General features: G+C 58.2%; 21 protein-coding genes and 1 pseudogene. 9 read left to right on the top strand and 13 right to left on the bottom strand.

What is annotated here, in order from left to right:
* The first annotated feature begins 108 nt into the window (after nucleotides 1-108).
* On the top strand, nucleotides 109-678 hold the full coding sequence (locus GOV80_RS16815) for an XRE family transcriptional regulator (protein WP_170786459.1): 570 nt from the start codon (nucleotides 109-111) through the stop codon (nucleotides 676-678).
* Between the two features lie 47 nt (nucleotides 679-725).
* Here GOV80_RS16815 and GOV80_RS16810 read toward each other — a convergent pair whose 3' ends face one another.
* Nucleotides 726-1,043 (bottom strand): hypothetical protein, encoded by a 318-nt coding sequence (locus tag GOV80_RS16810; RefSeq protein ID WP_170786457.1) that lies wholly within the window; start codon nucleotides 1,041-1,043, stop codon nucleotides 726-728.
* Between the two features lie 194 nt (nucleotides 1,044-1,237).
* On the opposite strand from GOV80_RS16810, the gene GOV80_RS16805 reads away from it, so the two are divergent.
* The 5 genes from GOV80_RS16805 (at nucleotide 1,238) to GOV80_RS16785 (ending at nucleotide 6,196) form a co-directional block, all read left to right on the top strand.
* Nucleotides 1,238-2,425, top strand: a complete 1,188-nt coding sequence (locus tag GOV80_RS16805) for a glycine C-acetyltransferase (protein ID WP_170786455.1) — start codon at nucleotides 1,238-1,240, stop codon at nucleotides 2,423-2,425.
* Nucleotides 2,422-3,372 (top strand): pyridoxal-phosphate dependent enzyme, encoded by a 951-nt coding sequence (locus GOV80_RS16800; RefSeq protein WP_170786453.1) that lies wholly within the window; start codon nucleotides 2,422-2,424, stop codon nucleotides 3,370-3,372. Before GOV80_RS16805 ends, GOV80_RS16800 begins: the two co-directional genes overlap by 4 nt.
* Nucleotides 3,373-3,391: 19 nt before the next feature.
* Nucleotides 3,392-4,420, top strand: a complete 1,029-nt coding sequence (tdh, locus tag GOV80_RS16795) for an L-threonine 3-dehydrogenase (RefSeq protein ID WP_170786557.1) — start codon at nucleotides 3,392-3,394, stop codon at nucleotides 4,418-4,420.
* Between the two features lie 63 nt (nucleotides 4,421-4,483).
* Nucleotides 4,484-5,365 carry a tryptophan 2,3-dioxygenase gene (locus tag GOV80_RS16790; RefSeq protein WP_170786449.1) on the top strand — a complete coding sequence of 294 codons (882 nt, stop codon included), beginning with the start codon at nucleotides 4,484-4,486 and terminating at the stop codon, nucleotides 5,363-5,365.
* 3 nt (nucleotides 5,366-5,368) lie between these two features.
* On the top strand, nucleotides 5,369-6,196 hold the full coding sequence (locus tag GOV80_RS16785) for an alpha/beta hydrolase (RefSeq protein WP_170770934.1): 828 nt from the start codon (nucleotides 5,369-5,371) through the stop codon (nucleotides 6,194-6,196).
* Between the two features lie 150 nt (nucleotides 6,197-6,346).
* Here the strand turns inward: GOV80_RS16785 and GOV80_RS16780 are convergent, their stop codons facing one another.
* Complete coding sequence (locus GOV80_RS16780) at nucleotides 6,347-7,495, bottom strand: aromatic ring-hydroxylating oxygenase subunit alpha (RefSeq protein WP_170786447.1); 1,149 nt, start codon at nucleotides 7,493-7,495, stop codon at nucleotides 6,347-6,349.
* A 92-nt stretch (nucleotides 7,496-7,587) separates the two neighbouring features.
* On the opposite strand from GOV80_RS16780, the gene GOV80_RS16775 reads away from it, so the two are divergent.
* Complete coding sequence (locus tag GOV80_RS16775; protein ID WP_170770938.1) at nucleotides 7,588-8,178, top strand: TetR/AcrR family transcriptional regulator; 591 nt, start codon at nucleotides 7,588-7,590, stop codon at nucleotides 8,176-8,178.
* Between the two features lie 24 nt (nucleotides 8,179-8,202).
* On the opposite strand, the gene GOV80_RS16770 is transcribed toward GOV80_RS16775, so the two are convergent.
* The 5 genes and pseudogenes from GOV80_RS16770 to GOV80_RS16750 form a co-directional block, all read right to left on the bottom strand.
* Entirely contained in the window at nucleotides 8,203-9,165 is a 963-nt protein-coding gene (locus tag GOV80_RS16770; protein WP_170786446.1) for an ion transporter, read from the bottom strand.
* Nucleotides 9,158-10,348 carry a low temperature requirement protein A gene (locus GOV80_RS16765; RefSeq protein WP_170786444.1) on the bottom strand — a complete coding sequence of 397 codons (1,191 nt, stop codon included), beginning with the start codon at nucleotides 10,346-10,348 and terminating at the stop codon, nucleotides 9,158-9,160. Before GOV80_RS16765 ends, GOV80_RS16770 begins: the two co-directional genes overlap by 8 nt.
* A 199-nt stretch (nucleotides 10,349-10,547) precedes the next feature.
* Nucleotides 10,548-11,141: pseudogene (locus GOV80_RS16760) on the bottom strand (DsbA family oxidoreductase).
* A gap of 63 nt (nucleotides 11,142-11,204) precedes the next feature.
* Nucleotides 11,205-11,924 carry a glutathione S-transferase family protein gene (locus GOV80_RS16755; RefSeq protein ID WP_170786441.1) on the bottom strand — a complete coding sequence of 240 codons (720 nt, stop codon included), beginning with the start codon at nucleotides 11,922-11,924 and terminating at the stop codon, nucleotides 11,205-11,207.
* Complete coding sequence (locus tag GOV80_RS16750) at nucleotides 11,911-12,519, bottom strand: NAD(P)H-dependent oxidoreductase (RefSeq protein ID WP_170786440.1); 609 nt, start codon at nucleotides 12,517-12,519, stop codon at nucleotides 11,911-11,913. The genes GOV80_RS16755 and GOV80_RS16750 overlap by 14 nt, the downstream gene beginning before the upstream one ends.
* 213 nt (nucleotides 12,520-12,732) lie before the next feature.
* On the opposite strand from GOV80_RS16750, the gene GOV80_RS16745 reads away from it, so the two are divergent.
* Nucleotides 12,733-13,017, top strand: a complete 285-nt coding sequence (locus GOV80_RS16745) for a winged helix-turn-helix transcriptional regulator (RefSeq protein ID WP_237215888.1) — start codon at nucleotides 12,733-12,735, stop codon at nucleotides 13,015-13,017.
* A 426-nt stretch (nucleotides 13,018-13,443) separates the two neighbouring features.
* Here GOV80_RS16745 and infB read toward each other — a convergent pair whose 3' ends face one another.
* From infB to pip, 6 genes are all read right to left on the bottom strand, one after another.
* The gene (gene infB / locus GOV80_RS16740; protein ID WP_170770950.1) at nucleotides 13,444-15,918 is read right to left on the bottom strand and encodes a translation initiation factor IF-2; all 2,475 of its coding nucleotides are present in this window, start codon (nucleotides 15,916-15,918) and stop codon (nucleotides 13,444-13,446) included.
* Between the two features lie 8 nt (nucleotides 15,919-15,926).
* Nucleotides 15,927-16,550, bottom strand: coding sequence for an RNA-binding protein (locus GOV80_RS16735; RefSeq protein WP_170786438.1), 624 nt, complete (start codon nucleotides 16,548-16,550; stop codon nucleotides 15,927-15,929).
* A 24-nt stretch (nucleotides 16,551-16,574) separates the two neighbouring features.
* Nucleotides 16,575-18,185 (bottom strand): transcription termination factor NusA, encoded by a 1,611-nt coding sequence (nusA, locus tag GOV80_RS16730; protein WP_170786436.1) that lies wholly within the window; start codon nucleotides 18,183-18,185, stop codon nucleotides 16,575-16,577.
* Entirely contained in the window at nucleotides 18,185-18,775 is a 591-nt protein-coding gene (rimP, locus tag GOV80_RS16725; RefSeq protein WP_170770957.1) for a ribosome maturation factor RimP, read from the bottom strand. The genes nusA and rimP overlap by 1 nt, the downstream gene beginning before the upstream one ends.
* 158 nt (nucleotides 18,776-18,933) lie before the next feature.
* On the bottom strand, nucleotides 18,934-19,752 hold the full coding sequence (locus GOV80_RS16720) for an ABC transporter substrate-binding protein (protein WP_170786434.1): 819 nt from the start codon (nucleotides 19,750-19,752) through the stop codon (nucleotides 18,934-18,936).
* The gene (gene pip, locus GOV80_RS16715) at nucleotides 19,749-20,726 is read right to left on the bottom strand and encodes a prolyl aminopeptidase (protein WP_170770961.1); all 978 of its coding nucleotides are present in this window, start codon (nucleotides 20,724-20,726) and stop codon (nucleotides 19,749-19,751) included. The genes GOV80_RS16720 and pip overlap by 4 nt, the downstream gene beginning before the upstream one ends.
* Nucleotides 20,727-20,776: 50 nt before the next feature.
* Between pip and ubiG the strand changes: the two genes are divergently transcribed.
* Complete coding sequence (ubiG, locus tag GOV80_RS16710; protein WP_170770963.1) at nucleotides 20,777-21,523, top strand: bifunctional 2-polyprenyl-6-hydroxyphenol methylase/3-demethylubiquinol 3-O-methyltransferase UbiG; 747 nt, start codon at nucleotides 20,777-20,779, stop codon at nucleotides 21,521-21,523.
* Nucleotides 21,524-21,525: the final 2 nt, after the last annotated feature.

Raw genomic sequence — 21,525 nt, 5'->3', positions numbered from 1 at the left:
CTCTTGGGTCTGGCGGCACTATTACGTCCTGCAGCGTAGCTGTCCTATACGACGTACCGTCACAAGCAGAATTGACATCGCTCCTCCAAAGGCGCATGAGTTTCCGTAATGACGGAAACCACAGACGATATCCTGACACGCCTGCCTGCCCGCCTGAAAGAAGCGCGCCGCGCCAAAGGCCTGTCGCTTGAGGCCGTCGCCAACCTCAGTGGCGTGTCCCGCTCCATGGTCAGCCAGATCGAACGCGGGGAAAGCAGTCCCACCATTGCGACATTGTGGAACCTAACACGCGCGCTGAACGTAGACTTTGCCGGGCTTCTGGATGAAGGGGTTCAGGGCGACACAATTGAAGTACTGAAACAGTCCGATGTGCCCAGTATCGACAATATGGGGTATGGCTGTCGGATCGGAATCCTTTCCCCGCCAGAAGATGCAGGTGGGCACGAAGTTTACGACATCTGGTTCGAGCCGGACGGAAAACTGATCAGCCAACCGCATGCAAAAGGCTCTCGTGAACATTTGACTGTTTTGATCGGATCGGTCGAGATTGAATCAGGCACCGCAACTGAGGTTCTGCATCAAGGCGACACAGGGCGTTATGCAGCGGATGTTGCGCACTCGATCATTGCACATAATGGACCGGCACGCGTTTTTCTAATTGTGAAAACCGGTCTATAGGATCGACCGGCCGCCTGAACAGGCGGCCAGTCCGGATTGATAAATTATTACTCGTCGGGTAGGTCGTTTGCGCCGCGGGTTCCTCCACGGTTGGACACCTGACCGTCTGTACCGGTAATGCTGCTGAGGCTGCTTCCAATATTGCCCCAGCCGCCATTTCCGCCGCCGCTCACCGCCGAAGCAGTGCCTTTGCCTTTGCTTCCAAAGTCCCGACCGAGCGTGGCCGCGCCACCTGAAACAGCCCCGGCCATCGACTGAGCAAGCCCACTGTTACCACCACCGGTATTGCCTTTGCCAGGCCCTGCGAAAGCCGCTGTTGCACCGAACATCAGAGCCAATGCCGCGACTGTTGAGATCTTAGTCATATCGTTTCCCTCCCAGTTGATATGCAAATGAATACGCGGCGTGGAAAAAAGTGGATCACATTGAGTTCAGCAAAAAGTTATCACTTAAAGCTTCCTTCAATCCGCAATGTAAGAAAATTTTCCGTAATACTGCAATTCTTCTATTTCGGAAATGCATCCGCTATGATAGACATCGGGGAGCTATGGAGGCCCAGATGGCAAATGCATTCCTATCACACATCACGGACACGCTTTCGCAGATCGAATCCGAGGGTCTGTATAAACGCGAACGCATGATCACCTCGCCTCAGGGCGGTGAGATTACGGTGGGCGACAAGCAGGTCATAAACTTGTGCGCCAATAACTATCTGGGTCTTGCCGATCACCCTGCGCTGATCGACGCCGCCGTTGGTGCGATGGGCCCCAAAGGGTTCGGCATGGCCTCGGTCCGGTTCATCTGCGGTACACAAGACATCCACCGCGAGCTGGAACAGAAGCTGGCGCAGTTCCTGAACAAGGATGATGCGATCTTGTTTGCAGCTTGTTTCGATGCGAATGGCGGACTGTTCGAGCCGCTACTGGGTCCTGAGGACGCCATCATCTCGGATAGTCTGAACCACGCTTCGATCATCGACGGGGTACGGCTGTGCAAGGCCAAGCGCTATCGCTACATGAACAACGATATGAACGATCTGGAGGCGTGGCTGAAACAGGCGCGCTCGGATGGGGCGCGGCATATCATGATCGCCACCGACGGCGTGTTTTCCATGGATGGCTATCTGGCCAACTTGCCAAAAATCCGTGAACTGGCCGATATGTATGACGCAATCGTCATGGTCGATGACTGCCACGCCACCGGCTTCATGGGGCCGAACGGTGCCGGCACGCCGGATCATTTCGGCGTCGATGTGGACATTCTGACGGGAACTTTGGGCAAGGCACTTGGGGGGGCAATCGGCGGCTATATCGCCGGGCCGCAGCCAGTGATCGACCTGCTGCGGCAGCGGGCGCGGCCCTATCTGTTCTCGAACTCGCTGCCGCCTTCGATCGTCGCCGCCGGGCTTGAAGCGATCCGTCTGGTCGAACAAGGCGACATGCTGCGCGCCCAACTGTTCGGCAACGCCAAATACTGGCGGGAAGGTCTGGAAAAACTGGGCTTTGACCTGCTGCCCGGCGAACACCCGATCATCCCAGTGATGCTGGGCGAGGCGACGCTGGCGCAGGACATGGCCAACAGGCTGTTTGACGAGGGCGTATATGTCTCGGGCTTTTTCTTCCCGGTCGTCCCGCGCGGACAGGCGCGGATCAGAACACAAATGAACGCGGCGCTGACCCGCGACGAGTTGGACCGCGCCTTGGCCGCGTTTGGCAAGGTCGGCAAAGAACTAGGAGTGATTTCGTGATCCTGCCCTCTGTCATCGACGCGATTGGGAATACACCGCTTGTTGACCTGTCGCGCGTCTGTCAGCACCTAGGTCTGGAGGGCCGCATTCTGGCCAAGCTGGATTACCTGTTGCCGGGGTTCTCGAAAAAGGATCGCGCCGCAAGGTCGATCATCGAACTGGCCCGCGCGGATGGCACCCTGTCACCGGGGCAGACGGTGGTCGAGCTGACCTCGGGCAATATGGGCACCGGGCTGGCGATTGTCTGCGGAATTCTGAGGCATCCTTTTGTAGCGGTGATGAGCGCCGGAAACTCGGTCGAACGGGCGCGGATGATGCGCGCCCTTGGGGCAGAAGTTGTGATCGTGCCGCAAGCCGAGGGCAGCAAACCTGGCGAGGTATCGGGCGCGGATTTGGCGCTGGTGGACGAGGCCGCGCAACGCATCACGGCCGAGCGTAACGCCTTCCGGGCCGATCAATTCGGCCATTCCGGCAATCCCAAATCCCACGCAACCGGCACTGGACCCGAAATCTGGGAGCAATCCGGCGGCACCGTCACGGCCTTTTGCGATTTTGCGGGCTCTGGCGGTACTCTGGCCGGGGCCGCGGCTTTTCTCGCACCGCATAGCGTGCGCTGCTACGCCGTGGAACCCGAAGGCGCGCAGGCCATCGCTGGCGAAGCCATCACCAACCCCGATCACCCAATCCAAGGCGGCGGATACGCAATGGATGATCTGGTTCACCTGAACGGCATCTCATTGGCCGGGCATCTGTCCGTGTCAGGCGACGCGGCGCGGGATGGGGCGCGGTTGCTGGCCCGGACCGAAGGCATTTTCGCGGGCTACTCGGCGGGCGCGAACCTTGCCGGAGCGATCGAACTGCTGCGCGGCCCGGAAAAGGGCGGCTGCGTTGCGATTGTGATGTGTGACAGCGGGTTGAAATACCTGTCGACCGATTTGTGGGAGTAATCCGATGCGACCCAACACCATGAAAGCGCTTGAGAAATCCAAACCTGAAGAGGGCCTGTGGATGGTGCAGGCCCCGGTGCCCGAGATCGGCCCGGATGAAGTTCTGATCCGCATCAACAAGACTGGCATCTGCGGCACCGACATTCATATCTGGAACTGGGATGAATGGGCCTCGGCCACGGTGCCGGTTCCGATGATTACTGGCCATGAATTCGCCGGTGAGATCGTGGAATTGGGGCGCAACGTGACCGGTTTGGCAGTCGGTCAAAGATGCTCGGGCGAGGGGCATCTGATCACCAACGACAGTCGCCAAAGCCGCGCGGGCAAGTTCCATCTGGACCCAGGCACGCGCGGAATTGGCGTGAACGAACAGGGTGCCTTTGCCCAATACCTGAAACTGCCCGCCTTTAACGTGGTGCCGCTGCCCGATGATATCCCGGATGAGATCGGAGCTATCCTCGATCCGTTGGGCAATGCCGTTCACACCGCGCTCAGCTTTGATTTGCTGGGCGAGGATGTTCTGATCACCGGCGCTGGCCCCATCGGCATAATGGCGGCAGCCGTGGCCCGCCATGCCGGTGCGCGCCATGTGGTGATCACCGATATCAACCCCGACCGCCTGAAACTGGCCGAACATGTGGTGCCAACCGTGCGCAGCGTCGATGTCTCGAATGAAGACCTGCAAGATGTTATCGCGGATCTTGGTATGACGCAGGGGTTCGATGTGGGGCTGGAAATGTCGGGCTCGCAAGCCGCGCTGGACCAGATGGTCGAGGCACTGGTGATGGGCGGCAAGATCGCCCTGCTGGGGATTCCGCCCGGCAAATCGCCCGTCGACTGGTCGCGCATCGTGTTCAAAGCGATCACCATCAAAGGCGTCTATGGCCGTGAGATGTTTGAAACCTGGTACAAGATGATCGCCATGCTGCAGAACGGTCTGGATGTCAGCCGAGTGATCACGCACCAGATGAAAGTCGACGACTTTGCCGACGGCTTCGCCGCGATGAAGTCCGGCCAATCGGGCAAGGTGGTGCTGGACTGGACCTGACACACTGGATAGTTGCAAAATGACGCCTTAGACAGGTGCGAAATACCGCATCAAGGGGGCGTCATGAGCGACAAGACCGACAGATATCTGGAACGTGGGATCGAACCATCCCTTGTAACCGATTTCACCCAGACCCACCGCAAGAGCTATGGCGACTTCCTTCAGCTCAAGACGCTTCTGAACTTGCAAAAGACCTTTCAGGACCCGGCCCAACCCGATGAGATGCTGTTCATCATCATCCATCAGGTCAGCGAACTGTGGCTGAAATTGATGCACCACCAACTGGTCGAGGTGCGCCACTTTCTGCAACGGGACGAATTCGGCCCGGCAATGAAGAATCTGGACCGGGTGAAGGCAATCCAGCGGCAGTTGATCGCCGCGTGGGAAACCCTACTGACCATGACCCCAGTCGATTACATGACCTTCCGGCAGGCCCTTGGCAGCTCATCGGGATTCCAAAGCCATGGCTACCGTCAGATCGAGTTCATTCTGGGCAACAAGGACGCCGCGACCCTGAAAGTTCACGCCCATGACCTCGAAGTGATGGAGATGCTGACCGCCGCGCTGACCAAACCATCCCTCTATGATGAGGTTCTGTTTATGCTGGCCCGGCAGGGATTTGATGTGCCCCAGGACCTGCTGGACCGAGACTATGCGCAGCCCTATTCAGGCGATCCGCGCGTTGTGAAACTGTGGGTACAGGTCTTCCGCAACACCGCGCAGTATTGGGACCTCTATGCGCTGGCCGAAAAACTGATGGACGTTGAATCCCTGTTCCAGCGCTGGCGCTTTGACCACGTCACCGCGGTCGAGCGCGTAATCGGCAACCAACCGGGTACCGGAGGTTCCAGCGGCGTTTCATTCCTGCGCAAAGCCTTGGACTTGCGGTTCTTTCATGATCTCTACGATGTACGCACCGAATTGATGTATGCGGATCAGGAGTAGCCCATGCTGTACCGAGGTTTCACACAGGCCGAACTGGATCAGGAATATTCCCCCCGCTCGATGATTGGCGGCGACCTAACGCCCTATGTCGAAAGCTGGGCCGCGCTCAGCGCGCAGCACCGGGCGCAATTGGACTGTCATGAGAACCTCGCGTACGGTGATAGCCCCACGCAGGTGCTGGATTTCTTCCCCGCAAAAGGCACAGGCGCACCGTTGCATGTGTTCATCCACGGCGGCTATTGGCAGGCGCTCAGCCAGCGTGAATCCGCCATGGTGGCCCCGGCGATGATCGAGGCCGAGCAATCCTTTGCCACCCTCAACTACACTCTGGCCCCCGATGCGCGGATCGGCGACATGATCGAAGAATGCCGCACCGCCCTGCTATGGCTGGCCGCAAACGCCGGTAATCTGGGGTTTGACCCTGCGCGCATCACTCTGTCTGGTCACAGCGCCGGGGCGCATCTGGCAGCGATGGTCATGGCCACCTCAGCTGACGCGCTGGCCCGCGCCGGACTGCGCGTGCGCGATGTGATCCTGATCAGCGGGGTGTACGATCTGGAGCCGATCAGCCTGACGCCTGTCAACGATCCTCTGCAACTAACCCCTGTCGAAGTGCACGACCTGTCCCCCATCCTGCACCTCCCAGCACCCGGCCCGCGCTATCGAGTAACCGTCGGCGAACGAGACACACCCGAATTCATTCGCCAAAGCCGGGACTATGCTGAACTGCTGCGCAAGGGTGGGCATTCAGTCAATTTCGATCTGCAAAAGGGCTTGCAGCATTTCGATATCATCATGCATCCGGGGACGTTTTGGGCGGCGACGAAATAGGCAAGGGCATTTTCTGCGACGCCAGGAGCGTCCGGTTCGAGCCCTTAGCGGACCTTCAATTGACAAAACTGCGCCATTCCGCAGCGAACGACTGCACAAAGCCCGTGTAGCTGTGAGTTTCCAGGCCGCTAACAAGAAGGTCAAAGGTTTTTAGCCTGCAAGCATTTCTTCGACGCTCGCGTTAAATCGGTGTAGCGCGCCTTCGAAACGTCCGAATAGATGGCTTGGGTTGCCGCGCGAGGCAAAGCCGGATTGGATTTCTTCGCCCAATTCGAAATCCTCCATCAATGCTGTCACTGTGATTTTTTGGTTCTTGTCCCAATGTGCTTGCATCTCCTCCGTATCTGGCAAGGCACGTGGAACCAGCGTTGCCATTCGGACATGGGTCAAGTCATGGGCAATGGGTTCGAAATGGAACCACATAACATGGTCCTGTTGCACTAAAAGCTGAGAGTTTGACATCAAGGTATACACCATATTGGCATCCCATCGTATTTCCCACTTGTCTTCGGGCGTATCGCGCATATCTGGCATTGAAATCCGAGGCAGAATTGCGCGCATATGCGGACCGAACATCTGGTAGGTCAGCAGATTGTCGGGGAAATAGGGACCTATCGTGTTCTTGTGGGCGACCCGGAAGTGATAAGCTTCCATTCCACCTTCCATCAACAACTTCCAGTTTGCCTTAATGTCAATCTCTTCGATCGCGGCGATACGGTGCTGATCCAGCCCGATCCAATCCAGCTCCGCACCGATCCCCGCAAGCCAGCCATCAATATCCGGCATCTCAGCGATATCTGGGTCTGCAACGATCCAAATGAACCCATTTTTCTCGGCGCAGGGCAATCGACGCAGGCCGCGCTCAGCACGTGGAAGGTCAGGAAAACCCTGCGCTTCTTGCGGCACTGCACGCAATTCACCTTCGTTGGTCCAGCTCCAGGCGTGGTAGGGGCAAGTAAAGACTCGCTTGCAGCCCTTTGCCTCGCGTTCCAATTTCGCGCCGCGGTGACGGCAAACGTTAAGGAAAGCACGAACATTCCCATTTTCGTCGCGTGTCAGCAAAACAGGCAAGTCTAAAAACCGTTTGGTCAGAAAAGCACGAGGCACTTCAAGCTCCGAGCTTTGCGCGACGATAACAGGGCGCCGCGTGAAGATCATAGCCCGCTCACGCTCGAATCGTTCCGAGCTGGAGTAGCGTGAAATCGGGGAATGCGCGATCGAATCATCCAGGAAAGCCGATTTCTGATCGGCCAGTCCGATGATCTCTTTTATCAGTTCGATTTCTGTTTGTCTGTCCATCAATCCGCCCTCACTTACCAATCGGTAAGCGTCTTACCGCTTGGTAAGCCAAAATTCATCTGATACGTAGCGTCACAAAAGGAGAGCGTTCCATGAATAGGCAAAACGATCCCAGGGCAGGCTATTTGACGGTCGCCTCAAAACAGTTTGCAACCCACGGATATCATGGCGCAAGCCTTGCCGCTTTGGCCGGCGAAGCAGGTGTGTCAAAACAGGCCTTGTTGCATTTCTTCGGAACGAAGCAAAAGCTGTATTCCGAGGTTCTATCCGGTCTCGCCAACAGGCAATTTGCTGAAATCGAAGCGGCGAAACAGCCCGATCCAGTGATGCACCTAAAGACCTATTTTGATCGATTTCTGGCGTCCAACTTATCGCTGCCCGATGACGCGCGGCTGACTGTTCGAGCGTTACTAGACGTTCAGACGAATGCCAAAGTTTGGCCGATGAAGGTCTATCTGGACAGTTTGATTGAGATCGCCAGTCATACCCCGGTCGGGCAAGAAGCAAGTGAAACCGAACTGCGCGCCCGGGTATTTCAATTGATCGGAGCAGTGCAGTATTTTGCCATTTCAATGAATGCGATTGGTGGGATGTACGGCAAAACGCAGGCCAGTGAATTGACGGCTCGGTTTTCAAAACAAATCTCAGACACGGTTGACAGCTTGTTCGGGCGGTCAAGCTGACGCGTGCCGAACGGAAGTGACCGTTCAGGGCTTGTCACTTTGCTTCGTTGGCTGACCGCAGGTGGGACAGTGATCAACCTGTGGCATCGTTTCGGCATGCACGCGGTTTCGGATATGATCTGCAGCGCGGCGCGAGAGACCCAATTGCTTGCGAACTGCGTCGATTTCCTTCTCATCGGCTTCGCAGATATCGCCATCTTCCAAGGCCCTTCGAAATTCACGTTCCAGACTGGCCCGTCGGCGGTGCAACTGGTCGTTTAGGCCGCTGGCAATGATCCCTGCAGGCAACGCAGCCATACCAATGCCAATCACCGTGATCGCAGCGCCGAAGACCTTACCGGCAACTGTCACGGGCGTCACGTCGCCATAACCAACGGTCGTCAGCGTTGCCATCGCCCACCACATCGCCGCTGGGATCGAGCCGAATGCCTCCGGTTGCGCCTCGTGCTCTGCCAGCCAAGCACCACTGGCCGCAAAGATCAGCATCACCATCAGGATGAAGAAACCTGCAAAGAATGCGCCGGCCTCTTCCTCAAACACAGCAAGCAGCATGCCGAGTGCAGGCGAGTACCGAGTAAGTTTGAGTAGTCGCAGCATGCGGAAGGTCCGGAGTAGACGCAGATCAACCGGGAAGATCAAATAGAGCAGCGCAGGTAAAATCGCTAGTAAATCGATGATGGCGATCGGGGAAACGGCCCAAGCAGCGCGCGATTTGTACTTTGGATTTTCGGTGGCGACCCACAGCCTTGCCGAGTATTCGACCACGAATACGAACAGAGAAAGACCCTCAAAGAGGTTCAGCGCCAGGCCCCAGCGGGTGTATATGGAATCGACCGTCTCTAGGATAACGGCGGCCACATTCAGCGTGATTAGGGCAATCAGTGCTATCTCAAGCAACCAGGGACCGATGGCCGCCCGGTCCGGGCGCTCGAGCCACCAATATACTTTCCTTCTTAGATAGCCCGAACTTGTGACTGCCTCACTCATGTCGAAACTGCGTCCAGGCGCGCGTGAGGGGGATCGCGATTTGCGATAGCAAAGCTGTCCCCCAGATCAGATTGCCAACCAAGGAGGGGACATGTGGGACGATAAAGAAACAGATGATTGCCAGCACTATCCCGAATACACGCACATCCCATCGCCCGAAATCCGTTGCCAAACGATGTTCTATGACGTTTTGCAGCACCCACAGCATGGCGATGTAACCGGCAAGTCCGAAACAGCCAATGGCAGCATATTCTGTTGGGTATGGTTCCCAAAATCCGACTTTCACCTCGGCAGCAAGAGCCACGCCGACCATGACGCCGCAAAGCATCAAGATCAGGTGCGCAAGCCACCAGATGACCAACGTCGATACCTTTTTGTCCTTTGGTTTGGCATTGCCGACAAAGTCGAAATAGACCCAACACATCACGAACATCGAGACGCCGCCGATGACGAAGTTGACCAATACGTCCGGCGATACTTTGTAAATTCCTTTTTCGGACAGGGTAACGACCAGTTTGAAGAACCCTTCCCCCAATACGATCAACGTCAACAGAGCAAACCGCTCAGCCATATGACCAAGGCGCGGGACAAACCTCTCGAAACGCAGGACTGTTACACCGGGGATCATGTACATTGCCTGTGTAGCCACCATTGCGGCGGCAAACGCCCAGTAAGCAAGAGGTGTGGGCAAAGAGGCTGTAATCGCAAAGATCACCGCAAAGACCGAGAAATTGCGGATTTGCGCCGAGGACATTGACTCGCCTGATGAATTGGCCCGCCGAGCGCGATAGTACAGCGCTGCGATCATGGCCCGGTTCGCTGCAAATCCTAGCGCGAAGAAAACCCAACCCTTTCCTTCAATAGCCGGGATCGCCGCTGCCATGAACATCACCGTGCAGACCATCACGGCCATAATCAGCCGGTGCCAGAAGTCGGTGCTGACGTAGATCGAGTTGAATATGCTGAGTTCGCCCCACGCGTACCAGAGCGTGATGAAGACCCCAGCGAAGACAAGAAAACCATGCAGATCAAGATGATGCGACAAGTAGTTGCCCAGCAGAAAGATCGTCACGACATGGATCAGGTCGTAGAACAGCTCGGCCCAGTGGACATGATCATGTGCGTGGTCGAGGTCCTGGTGATGTTGGGGCTTTCGCCACATGGGGTGGTCATGCTGTGTCATAAATTGGGAACTCTTCAAGATTGAAAGGCTATGGTGGCCGACATGCGGCCACTCCGACTAGGTTTTTTCTACAAGAGGAAGGTTGTCGCGGAGACTTACGTCATGCGACCCCCCGCTATGGTTTCTCAGCGGTGGCATGCCGGGCAACACCCGTCCGATCGTGGGTTTTTGCGCTGGAAGCGCCTGGTATTCACGGGTTTTACGCAGCCCTGTCGTCTTGTAGATCCCGCAAGATGCGGGCGTAGTTTTGCTCGCCCTGTGCGCCGGTCACAAGGTAACGTTGGTCGAACACCATTGCGGGCACGCCCCGAACACCTTGGCTGATCCAGAATTGCTCTTTCTGGCGCACGAGATTGGCTCGATCTTGGCTTTGCAACATGTCCAACGCATCCGCTCGGTTCAGCCCGATGCCTGCAGCCACTTCGGCCAGAACCTGTACATCAGAGACGTTTTCGCAACGTGTAAAGAACGCCGAAAAGAGGGCCTGCTACATGTCGTGGCCTTTGCCTTGCTCGGCTGCACAGTCAATCAATTGATGCGCGCGGAAGGTGTTATACATCCGCATGTCATCGGCGTAATTGAACGTGAATCCCAGTGCCGCGCCCATCTCGGTCAGGCGGGCTCTCGCCTGGTTCGAGCCTTCCAAAGTGGTCCCGTATTTCGGTACCAGATGGTCGCGCAGGTTCTCTCCGCCTTCTGTCATCTGAGGGTTCAGCTCGAATGGGTGCCAGTGGATATCAAGTTCGACGCCTGTGTCGCGGGCGGCCTTGGCGAGCTGGTGGTAGCCAATCACACACTATGGACAAACAACGTCTGACACGACATCGACACGGATAGAGGGCGCAACTGGCATGGCTTAGGTTCCTTTCACGTCGCCGGAAAAACGCGCTGCGTTTTCCTTGGCAAAAGCGCTGGCATCTGCGTCAGCATCCCAGAATTGTGGGTTGGCCTTGGGGATGGTCAGCGCTCGCTGCACAGCGGGTCGGGCATCAATCCGGTCGAACCAGGCGTTCAAATGCGGAAAGTCCGACACATCCACTCGGGCCCAGACATAGGCACGCGCCCACGGGTACAGCATCATGTCGGCAATTGTGTATTCGTCCGCTGCGATCCATTCACGCCCCTCCAGACGTGTATTCATCACCTCCATCAACCGGCGGCTTTCGTCCACGTAGCGACGGATCGAGAATGGCTCTTCATGGCCATTGGGGGCGGCGATATGCTGGAAATACATTGCCTGTCCCATCATTGGTCCCACGTGGCCGACCTGAAACAGCATCCACTGCATAACCTCGGACCGCTTGACCGGGTCCGACGGCAGGAATTTTCCGTATTTCTCAGCCAGATGCCACAGGATCGCACCGGATTCGAAGATCGCGCGGCCTTCCGAACGATCCTCGATTGTCGGGATCTTTCCATTTGGGTTCAGCGCCAGATAGTCCGGCGCCTTTTGTTCCTGTTTGGAAAAATTGATATGAGTCAGGCTGTAGGGAACACCTGCCTCCTCCAAAAAAATGACCGGTTTGTAGCCGTTCATCGTGCCTGCAGTATAAAGGTGAATATCAGGCTGGGACATGTTCGACCTCGGAAAAAGTGGTTTTCAGATGCGCGTCAAATCGAGCGAAATCAGCCTCGATTTCGGGGTTCTTCATAACATCGAAGGCAGCGAATGTCGGCAGGGCCTGCATACCAAAGAACTTGGCGTTCAGATGCATGGGGCGCAGCAGATCGTCAACGCTTGCCCCGGCAAAGAACGGCTCGGTGGGGTTGTCGAATGCTTCCTTCGGCGCATTAAATGTCACCGAAAGCATGTATGTCTTGCCGTGCAGTGACCCACCCATGCCGTAATTGGCCTTTGGTGCGTTGGTGGTGCGACCGTCACCATCGCATAGGCGGCCATCCATCCCGGCTGTGTAGACCTCATCCATATATTTCTTGAAGATCCATGGGACGCCCATCCAGTTTACCGGGAACTGCATGATGACCGTATCGGCCCAAACATGCGCCTCAACCTCTGAATTTGCGTCATAGCCATCCGCAACGGTGGTCATACGTACTTCGTGGCCCATTGAGGCCAACGTGTTGCCTGCGCGTTCGACCAGGCTAGCGTTCAATTGTCCGGGGGCGAACTCATACGGCTGAGTGCCGTTCACGATCAGGATTTTGCTCATGTCCATATCCTATATGTGCACTGTATGAACCCCTTGACGAATGAGGGGGTTGAGAGCATTTGAGTATTGAGGTGAAGAAAATCAACTAGTATACTTTTTGTAACCTTATGCATAAGGAAATGGATAGCGATGCGGGCGCGGGTGGACGAAGATGTAAAAGGGCGCAAAATTGTGACAGAGGCCTGTCAGGAGCCATGCGCAATTGAGCAGGGCATGCGGATCATCGGGGGCAAATGGACCGGGTCCATCCTATGGCACCTGAAGGATCGTCCGGTGCGTTTCAACGATCTTGCTCGGTTGCTGGGCGGGGCCAGCAAAAAGATGATTGCCGAGCGGCTGCGCCAACTAGAGGATCAGGGGCTGGTGAGCCGACACGTGATGGATACCGCGCCGGTTTCCGTGCAGTATTCTATCACTGACCTTGGCCGCACGGCACTTGGGTTTCTCGACGAATTGCGAAAGTGGAGCGAGAAGCTGCCTAACGGCTTAAAGCGATGACTTTGGTCTGTGTTTAGTGATCAGAAAGCTAGAGCTTTTTCCGACCATATACCAAACGAGGTTTTCACCAATCTGCGGATGAAGTGACAAGGTTACTTGAAACAGTCTCCCAAGGGTTTGTTTTCCCGAAGAGTGTAGTGCGAACAAATTTCTGCCGGTCGCTCAGCGCCATTTGAACAGAATGGTGACGTAACACCTGTCCCGCAGGCCGAGAGTTTTGTTGAATTAGGTTCTGGCATCTACAGCAAACGGCTGCTTTTACGGCCGCGCCGCGGCAGCGGCTTTGCCAAGTAAGTGGCCGCAAAGGCCAGTCGATACGCATTGCGATTTCCGCTTTGTCCCGCAGTGCAGTCGTTGGAGCTTAACAAAGGCAAAAAAAGCGGCCCAATGGGACCGCTTTTGTCGATTTCTTCTGTAGCAATCGGATCAGTCCAGCGTCCGCGTGACCTCTTCGCGCTCGAAGATCTCGATCACGTCGCCGGCGCGGATGTCGTCGTAATTTTCGAACGCCATACCGCATTCCTGACCCGACTGAACCTCGGTCACTTCGTCCTTGAAGCGCTTCAGCGTTTTCAGCGTGCCTTCGTGGATCACCACGTTGTCGCGCAGCAAGCGGACACCTGCGGAACGACGTGCGACACCTTCTGTAACCAGACAACCAGCAACCTTGCCGACGCCAGTGACCTTGAAGACTTCGCGAATCTCGGCGTAACCGATGAACTTCTCGCGGATCTCGGCACTCAGCAGGCCCGAAGCAGCTGCTTTCACGTCATCCACGAGGTCATAGATCACCGAGTAATAGCGGATTTCCACACCCTTCTGGTTCGCAGTGTTCCGCGCCGAGGCGTTCGCACGGACGTTGAAGCCAAAGATCGGCGCGCCGGAGGCTTCGGCCAGACCGACATCCGTCTCGGTGATTGCACCGACACCCGAATGCAGAACGCGCACGCGCACTTCTTCGTTGCCGATCTTCTCCATCGCCTGAACGATGGCTTCGGCCGAACCTTGTACGTCCGCCTTCATCAGAATCGGCAGCTCGGTGACATTTTCGTCTTCCTTGGCCTTCTGCATCAGCTGCTCAAGGGTGGTCGCGGCACCGGCGGCGGCGCGTTTGTCCTTGGCGGCTTGCTCACGATAGGCAGCAATCTCGCGGGCCTGCGCTTCGGTCTCGGTCACGTTCAGAACGTCACCGGCTTCGGGCGTGCCGTTGAGACCCAGAACCTCAACCGGAACCGAGGGGCCTGCCTCTTTGACGCGGTCGCCCTTGTCGTTGATCAGCGCACGGACCTTACCGTATTGCTCACCCACAACAAAGATATCGCCCTGACGCAGCGTACCGTTCTGAACCAGAACGGTGGCCACGGGGCCACGACCCACATCTAGCTGCGCCTCGATCACAGCACCTTGGGCGGCGCGGTCGGGGTTGGCTTTCAGTTCCAGAATCTCAGCCTGCAGCGCGATGGCTTCCAACAATTCGTCCAGACCCTGACCGGTGATGGCGGAGACTTCGACGTCCTGAACCTCACCTGACATTTTCTCGACGATCACTTCATGCTGAAGCAGATCGGTGCGCACCTTGTCCGGATTTGCATCCGGCTTGTCGACCTTGTTGATCGCCACGATCATCGGCACTTCGGCCGCTTTAGCGTGGTTGATCGCCTCGATGGTCTGCGGCATCACCGCGTCGTCGGCGGCAACCACCAGAACCACGATATCCGTGACCTGAGCCCCGCGCGAGCGCATCGAGGTAAAGGCCGCGTGGCCCGGAGTATCCAGGAAGGTCAGCGTGGTGCCGCCATCGGTTTTCACCTGATAGGCGCCGATATGCTGGGTGATGCCTCCGGCTTCACCGGCCACAACGCGCGCGTCGCGGATCGCATCCAGCAGCGAGGTTTTACCGTGGTCAACGTGACCCATGATGGTGATGACCGGCGGACGCGGCTGCAGGTCCTCGTCCTTGTCCTCGACCTCTTTGATGACGTCTTCCACATCCGAATCGGAGACACGAGTGACCTTGTGGCCAAACTCTTCGATGATCAGTTCCGCGGTATCGGCGTCGATGGTCTGGTTTTGCGTGACCATCATGCCCATCTGCATCAGCGATTTGACAACATCAGCGACACGCTCGGCCATACGGTTGGCCAGTTCCGAAACCATGATCGCCTCGGGCAGCTGAACGTCGCGGATCACCTTTTCGCGTTCAACCGAACCACCCATGGCTTTCTGGCGCGCACGTTCCTGCTTGCGCTTCATCGCAGCCATCGAGCGTTGGCGGTTGCCTTCGCCACCGGTGGCCTGACCCAGAGTCAGTTTACCCGAGCGGCGGTTGTCATCACGGCCCTTGCCACGACCGCGCTGTTCACGCTCGCGATCCTGCTTGCGCGGAGCAGCCGCAGGTGCGGGCTTGCTGGCTGGGCTGCGCGCGGCTTTGGGCTCTTCGGGCGCGGGGGCAGCGGCGGCGCGTTTGGCGGCTTCTTCTGCCTCCTGACGCTTTCGCTCTTCTTCCTCGGCCTTGGCACGTGCCTTTTCTTCAGCCTCACGCTGTTCGCGTTCCTTGGCTTCCTGTTCCGCGCGGCGACGGGCGCGTTCTTCTTCACGCGCCTTTTCAGCAGCCTCACGGGCGGCGGCCTCTTCGACCTCGCGCGCTTTAGCGGCCTGCAGCGCCTTCATCCGGCGGGCCATTTCGGCGTCGGAAATCCCGGCAGGACGGCGCGACGGATCACCCGAAGGCGTTGCACCGCCGCTCGGCTTTCCGGCACCCGGCTTGGGGACCACCACGCGTTTGCGTTTGGTTTCCACCACGACATTCTTGGTGCGTCCGTGGCTGAAACTCTGTTTCACATTTCCGGGGCGTGCCCCGCCACGAAGACCCAATGTCTTTTTGCCGTCACTATCGCTCATAAAGCTTCTTACCCTTCCGTGCGGCCCTTGCCGCCGTCATCCGTTTCGCGCAAGCCACGCAGGCGCTGCGCTTCCTCTACAACACGTTTGGCGAGTCCGCCAGAGGCCAGCGCCGCATGAATCACGGTTTGGCGCCCAAATGCCGCCCCTAATTCATCCGCAGTCAGCCATCCGATGTATTTTCCGAAGTGCGGCGTGCTGAGTTTCGACTTGCCGCGCCCCGATCCATCGCTGGCCTGAATCAGTACCTGGGCCTCTTCCCGGTCCAGCCACGTCTTGACCTTTTCATACCCGGCAACCGCGTCACCGGATTTGCGCGCCAGACTGATCAGCTCGATCACCCGCCGCGCGACTTGCTTTTCGACCTCATCCGCCAGGTCCGTTTGCGCAGTCGCCTGCGTCTTGAACCCGCGCGAGAACAGCTTTTTGCCAACGGCCTTGTCCAGCGCGGTACGATCCGCCGCCACATAGACCCCGCGCCCCGGCAATTTCGCCGCGACATCGGGAAAGACCTGACCATCCGGCCCCATCACAAAGCGGATCAGCCCGTATTTGGGCTGAACCTCACCCGTGGCGATGCACTTGCGTTCGGGTCCGTCCGACCGATCCTTATGGACGCCACCGCGACCCATTCACGCCACCCCGAGGCCCTGAGATCAGGCCTCGGCCTCCTCTTCGATCTCGCCTTCTTCGTCGGCTTGCTCCAACTCGGCCGGATCAACCCAGCCCAGCATGATGCGTGCCGTCATGACCAAGTCCTGTGCCTCTTCCAGCGTCACGCCGAAAGGTTCCAGAACACCATCATCCTTGATGCGCTCGCCGTCGACCGTGGTCCAGCCACCGGCCAGTTCCCAGTCGGCGCAGGTGGCGAAGTCTTCCAGAGTCTTCACGTCATCCTTGGCCAGCGCCTCTACCATCTGGGGTGTGAGGCCTTCGAATTCAATAAGGCTATCCTCGACTCCAAGCGCGCGGGCTGCATCCAGAGCCGCCTTGGCCTGTGCTTCCAGGAATTCACGCGCGCGGGTCTGCAATTCCTGCGCGGTGCCTTCATCGACGCCGTCGATCACCAGCAGCTCGTCGATCTCGACATAAGCGACCTCTTCAAGGTTGGTGAAGCCTTCGGAAACCAGCAATTGCGCGAAGAATTCGTCCAGATCCAGCGTCTCCATGAACAGCTGCGTGCGGGCTTCGAATTCCTTCTGACGACGTGCCGATTCTTCGGCTTCGGTCATGATGTCGATGTCCAGGTTGGTCAGCTGGCTGGCCAGACGCACGTTCTGACCGCGGCGACCGATTGCCAGCGAGAGCTGCTCCTCAGGCACCACAACTTCGATTTTGCCGGCTTCTTCATCCAGAACCACCTTGGACACTTCGGCGGGTTGCAGAGCGTTCACAAGGAAGGTCGGCTGATCTTCGTTCCACGGGATGATGTCGATCTTTTCGCCCTGCAGCTCGTTCACAACGGCCTGCACGCGGCTGCCGCGCATACCAACGCAGGCGCCGACAGGATCGATCGAGCCGTCATACGAGATCACGGCGATCTTGGCGCGCGAACCGGGGTCACGAGCCACGGCCTTGACCTCGATGATGCCGTCATAGATTTCCGGCACTTCCATTTTGAACAGCTCGGCCATGAATTCCGGCGCGGTGCGCGACAGGAAGATCTGGTGGCCACGAACCTCGCGGCGAACCTCTTTGATATAGGCGCGTACGCGGTCATTCGGGCGATAGCTTTCACGGCCGATCTTGTCATTGCGGCGCAGAACGGCCTCGGCACCGCCCAGATCGACGATGACATTGCCGAATTCCTCGCGCTTGACCGCACCGTTGATGATGGTGCCTGCGCGATCCTTGAACTCTTCGTACTGACGGTCACGTTCCGCTTCGCGGACCTTCTGCAGGATCACCTGCTTAGCGGATTGTGCCGCGATACGGCCCATTTCAACCGGAGGAACTTCTTCGACGAAGACGTCACCGACCTCAGGGTTTTCCATGTACTGCTTGGCTTGTTCGACGGTGAACTCGGCCTGATAGTTTTCCAGCTCCTCATCCTCAACCACGGTGCGGACGCGGGTAAAGGTCGCCTTACCGGTCTTGCGGTCGATGCTGACACGGATGTCCATCTCGGCGCCGTAGCGGCTCTTGGCGGCACGGGCGAGCGATTCTTCCATCGCTTCGACAACCAGACTGGGGTCGATCATCTTTTCGCGGGCCACGGCCTCGGCGGTCTGCAGCAGCTCCAGCTGGTTGGCTGAGGTGATTGCCATCAGTTCGTCTCCTCTTCGGACCCTTCGGTCTCAATCTCGTCGAAAGCGTTTTCGTTTAAGGATCCAGCGTCTTTGCGCTGGCGCAGCATTTCCTTGATCAGATCATCGGTCAGAACCAGCTTGGCGTCGCTCAGCCAGTCGAATTGCAGACCGATGGTGATCGTCTCATCTCCCTCGGGGATGTTGATCAGAACTTCATCCCCTTCGATCCCGGCCAGCTCACCCTTAAAGCGGCGGCGACCGTCGATCAGTTCGGCGGTTTCGATCTTCGCTTCATACCCTTCGAAATTCTCAAAATCCTTGAGACGGGTCAGCGGGCGATCGATACCGGGGCTGGACACCTCTAGCGTATAGGCGTCCAAAATCGGATCCTCGACGTCCAGCGTAGCGCTGACGGCGTTCGAGATTTCCGCGCAATCATCCACTTCGATGCCGCCATCGGGCTTGTCGGCCATGATCTGCAACGTGGTGGTCTTGCCGCTCATCAGGCGGATGCGCACAAGCTCATACCCCAGATCCTCGATCACAGGGGTGATGATCTCGGCCAGTCGCCGGTCGATGGCAGCTTTGGCAATCAGGTCGTTTGTCATTCAGATCTCTACCCTTCAATCGGGCACAAAAAAACGGGCGCGCGGCCCGTCGTATTTTCCGGTGGAGCCTTGAACCAGAAGTCCAACGCGCCGCTGTTGCAACTGCATATACGCAGGCTTTCCCGAGTCTGCAACCCCCGGCGTGAAACGTGATCAGGTCAGGCCAGCCACCACCGTTCGGCGATCCGCCCGTCGTCCAGCGCGCGACCCCCGATCTGGCGTGGCATACCCACCTGTCCGGCCACGGCCAGCGCCATGTCATCTTGGCTGGGGTGATAGCGCAGGCCGCGCTGATCCATCAGCCCATCACGATCTGGCAGCGCCGCGACATCCACGTACCCGTCGCGCAACGCCTCGGCCCGGACGCGGGCGTCAGGGATCACGATCACCTCAAGCGCGTCGGCCCAACCGGCCTGTCCATCCTTGTAGTGATCCGCCACCCGGCGGCCCAGAAAATGCCGATTATCCTGGGCCCGTTCAACCCGGTAGCACCCGGTGCCATTGGCGGCGTGCAAGGGCGTCACGCCCTGCCCATCGCGCGTGATGACGAACCGCGTATCGGCCAGCAGGAACGGCAGGCCGGGATTGGCCTCGGTCAGTTCCAGCCGCACCGAAGCCGCCGTCAGCGCCTCGGCCCGTCCGACCTGTTGCAGCACCGACACCACATCCGCCACATCCAGCGCCCCGCCGTCATGGAAGGTCACATCGCCGCGCAGGTCAAAGCTCCAGACTCGCGCATCCGCATCGGTGTGCCACCCGGTCGCCAATTCGCCGCGCAGAGTGCCATCAGGCGCGATCTCGGTCAGAGTGTCAAAGACAGCCCCACGCGCAATCTGCTCCAAACTGTCATCACGTGGCACGGCCAGCCGCAGCGTTCCGCCCTTTTTGGGCGTATCCGCCAGCGAGGTCCCTGTGGCCGCCAGCAAAGCCGCCGCAGCACCCGAGGCAAATAAGGCACGACGGTCCATCCGGGTCATGCGATGCCCTCCGCCACGCGGTCCATGATGCGCACCAGCTCGGCGCTGATGCCGGGTTCGGACAGGGCATGGCCTGCTTGTCGCACCATCTTCAGCTCAGCATTGGGCCAACGTTCGGCCAAAGACCACGCGGCCTGCGGCGGGCAGATCATGTCATAGCGCCCCTGCACGATATGGCAGGGGATATGGGCGATCCGATCCACCTGATCCAAAATCTGACCGTCCTTCTCAAGAAACGCGCCATGGGTGAAGTAATGATTCTCAAGCCGCGCAAAGGCACGCGCGTATTCTCCGGGGCTTTCCCCCGTGGACCCGTGCGAGTGGATCGAAGCTAGCGCGTTCTCCCACGCCGACCAGGCCCGCGCATACAGGATTTCCGTCGCCCGATCGCCCGAGAACAGGCGTTTGTGATAAGCGCCGATTGTGTCCGACAATTCATCCTCGGTCAGCAAAGCGGTGAATTTCGCCCATTGCTCGGGCCAGAACTTGCCCGCGCCGCCGCCATAGAACCAATCCAGCTCGGCCTGAGTGGCCAGAAATACGCCGCGCAGCACCAGCCGATTGACGCGGTCTGGATGCGCCTGTGCATAGATCAGCGCCAAGGTCGCCCCCCAGCTGCCGCCAAACACCGTCCAGTCGTCGATATCCAGCAGCGTCCGCAACCGCTCGATGTCCTCCACCAGATCCCACGTCGTGTTGTCCACCACCGACGCATGGGGCCGCGACCGCCCGCACCCGCGTTGATCAAACAGAATCACCCGGAACACACGCGGATCGAAATAGCGCCGCATCGCTGGGCTGCACCCGCCACCGGGGCCGCCATGCAGGATCACGACCGGCAAGCCTTCGGGATTGCCGCATTGCTCCATATAAATACGGTGCCCATCGCCCACATCGACCATGCGCTGATCGAACGGGTCGATCGGCGGGTACAGATATTGAACTGCGCGCTTTTGGTCCGGGTACTTATCCATTAGGGCCCTATATATAGTCTTTAAACGTAAAAGAGCACACGGAGACAGGAATGCAAGCGCATCCGAACACGGTTGACCCGTCCGAGATCGCAAAATTCGAGGCAATGGCCGCAGAATGGTGGGACCCGCATGGGAAATTCAAACCTCTGCACATGCTCAATCCGTGCCGTCTGGACTATATCACGCAGCAGATTGCCGGTGAATTTGACCGTGACCTGACGACCGCGAAGCCCTTTGAGGGGCTGCGCCTGCTGGATATCGGCTGCGGCGGAGGGCTGCTGAGCGAACCGATGGCGCGTTTGGGCGCGACGGTCGTGGGCGCCGACGCTGCTGAACGCAACCTGCCCGTCGCCCGCATCCATGCCGAACAATCGGGGCTGGACATCGACTATCGCCACACCACCGCCGAGGACATGGCCGCCGCGGGCGAACAGTTCGACGTGGTGCTGAACATGGAAGTGGTCGAGCATGTGGCCGACCCGCTGGGCTATCTCACCGCCACTCAGCAATTGTTGAAACCCGGCGGACTGCAAGTTTGTTCGACCATCAACCGCAACCCGAAATCCTACGCTATGGCCATCTTCGGGGCCGAGGTTGTTATGCGCTGGCTGCCGCGGGGCACGCATGAGTGGAACAAGTTCATCACACCCGATGAGCTGTTCGACCTGCTGCGCCAAGCCGGGCTGGAGCCAGTGGACCGCAAGGGATTTGTGTTTAATCCGATCCTGTGGAGCTGGTCGATCTCGGACCGAGATCTGAGCGTGAATTATGTGACGGCGAGTGTGAAGCCTGCCTGAGG

Source organism: Ruegeria lacuscaerulensis (assembly GCF_013034685.1).
Lineage (GTDB): Bacteria > Pseudomonadota > Alphaproteobacteria > Rhodobacterales > Rhodobacteraceae > Ruegeria > Ruegeria lacuscaerulensis_B.
Note: the sequence above shows the minus strand (reverse complement) of the source record. Positions and strands in the feature narration are given on the sequence as shown.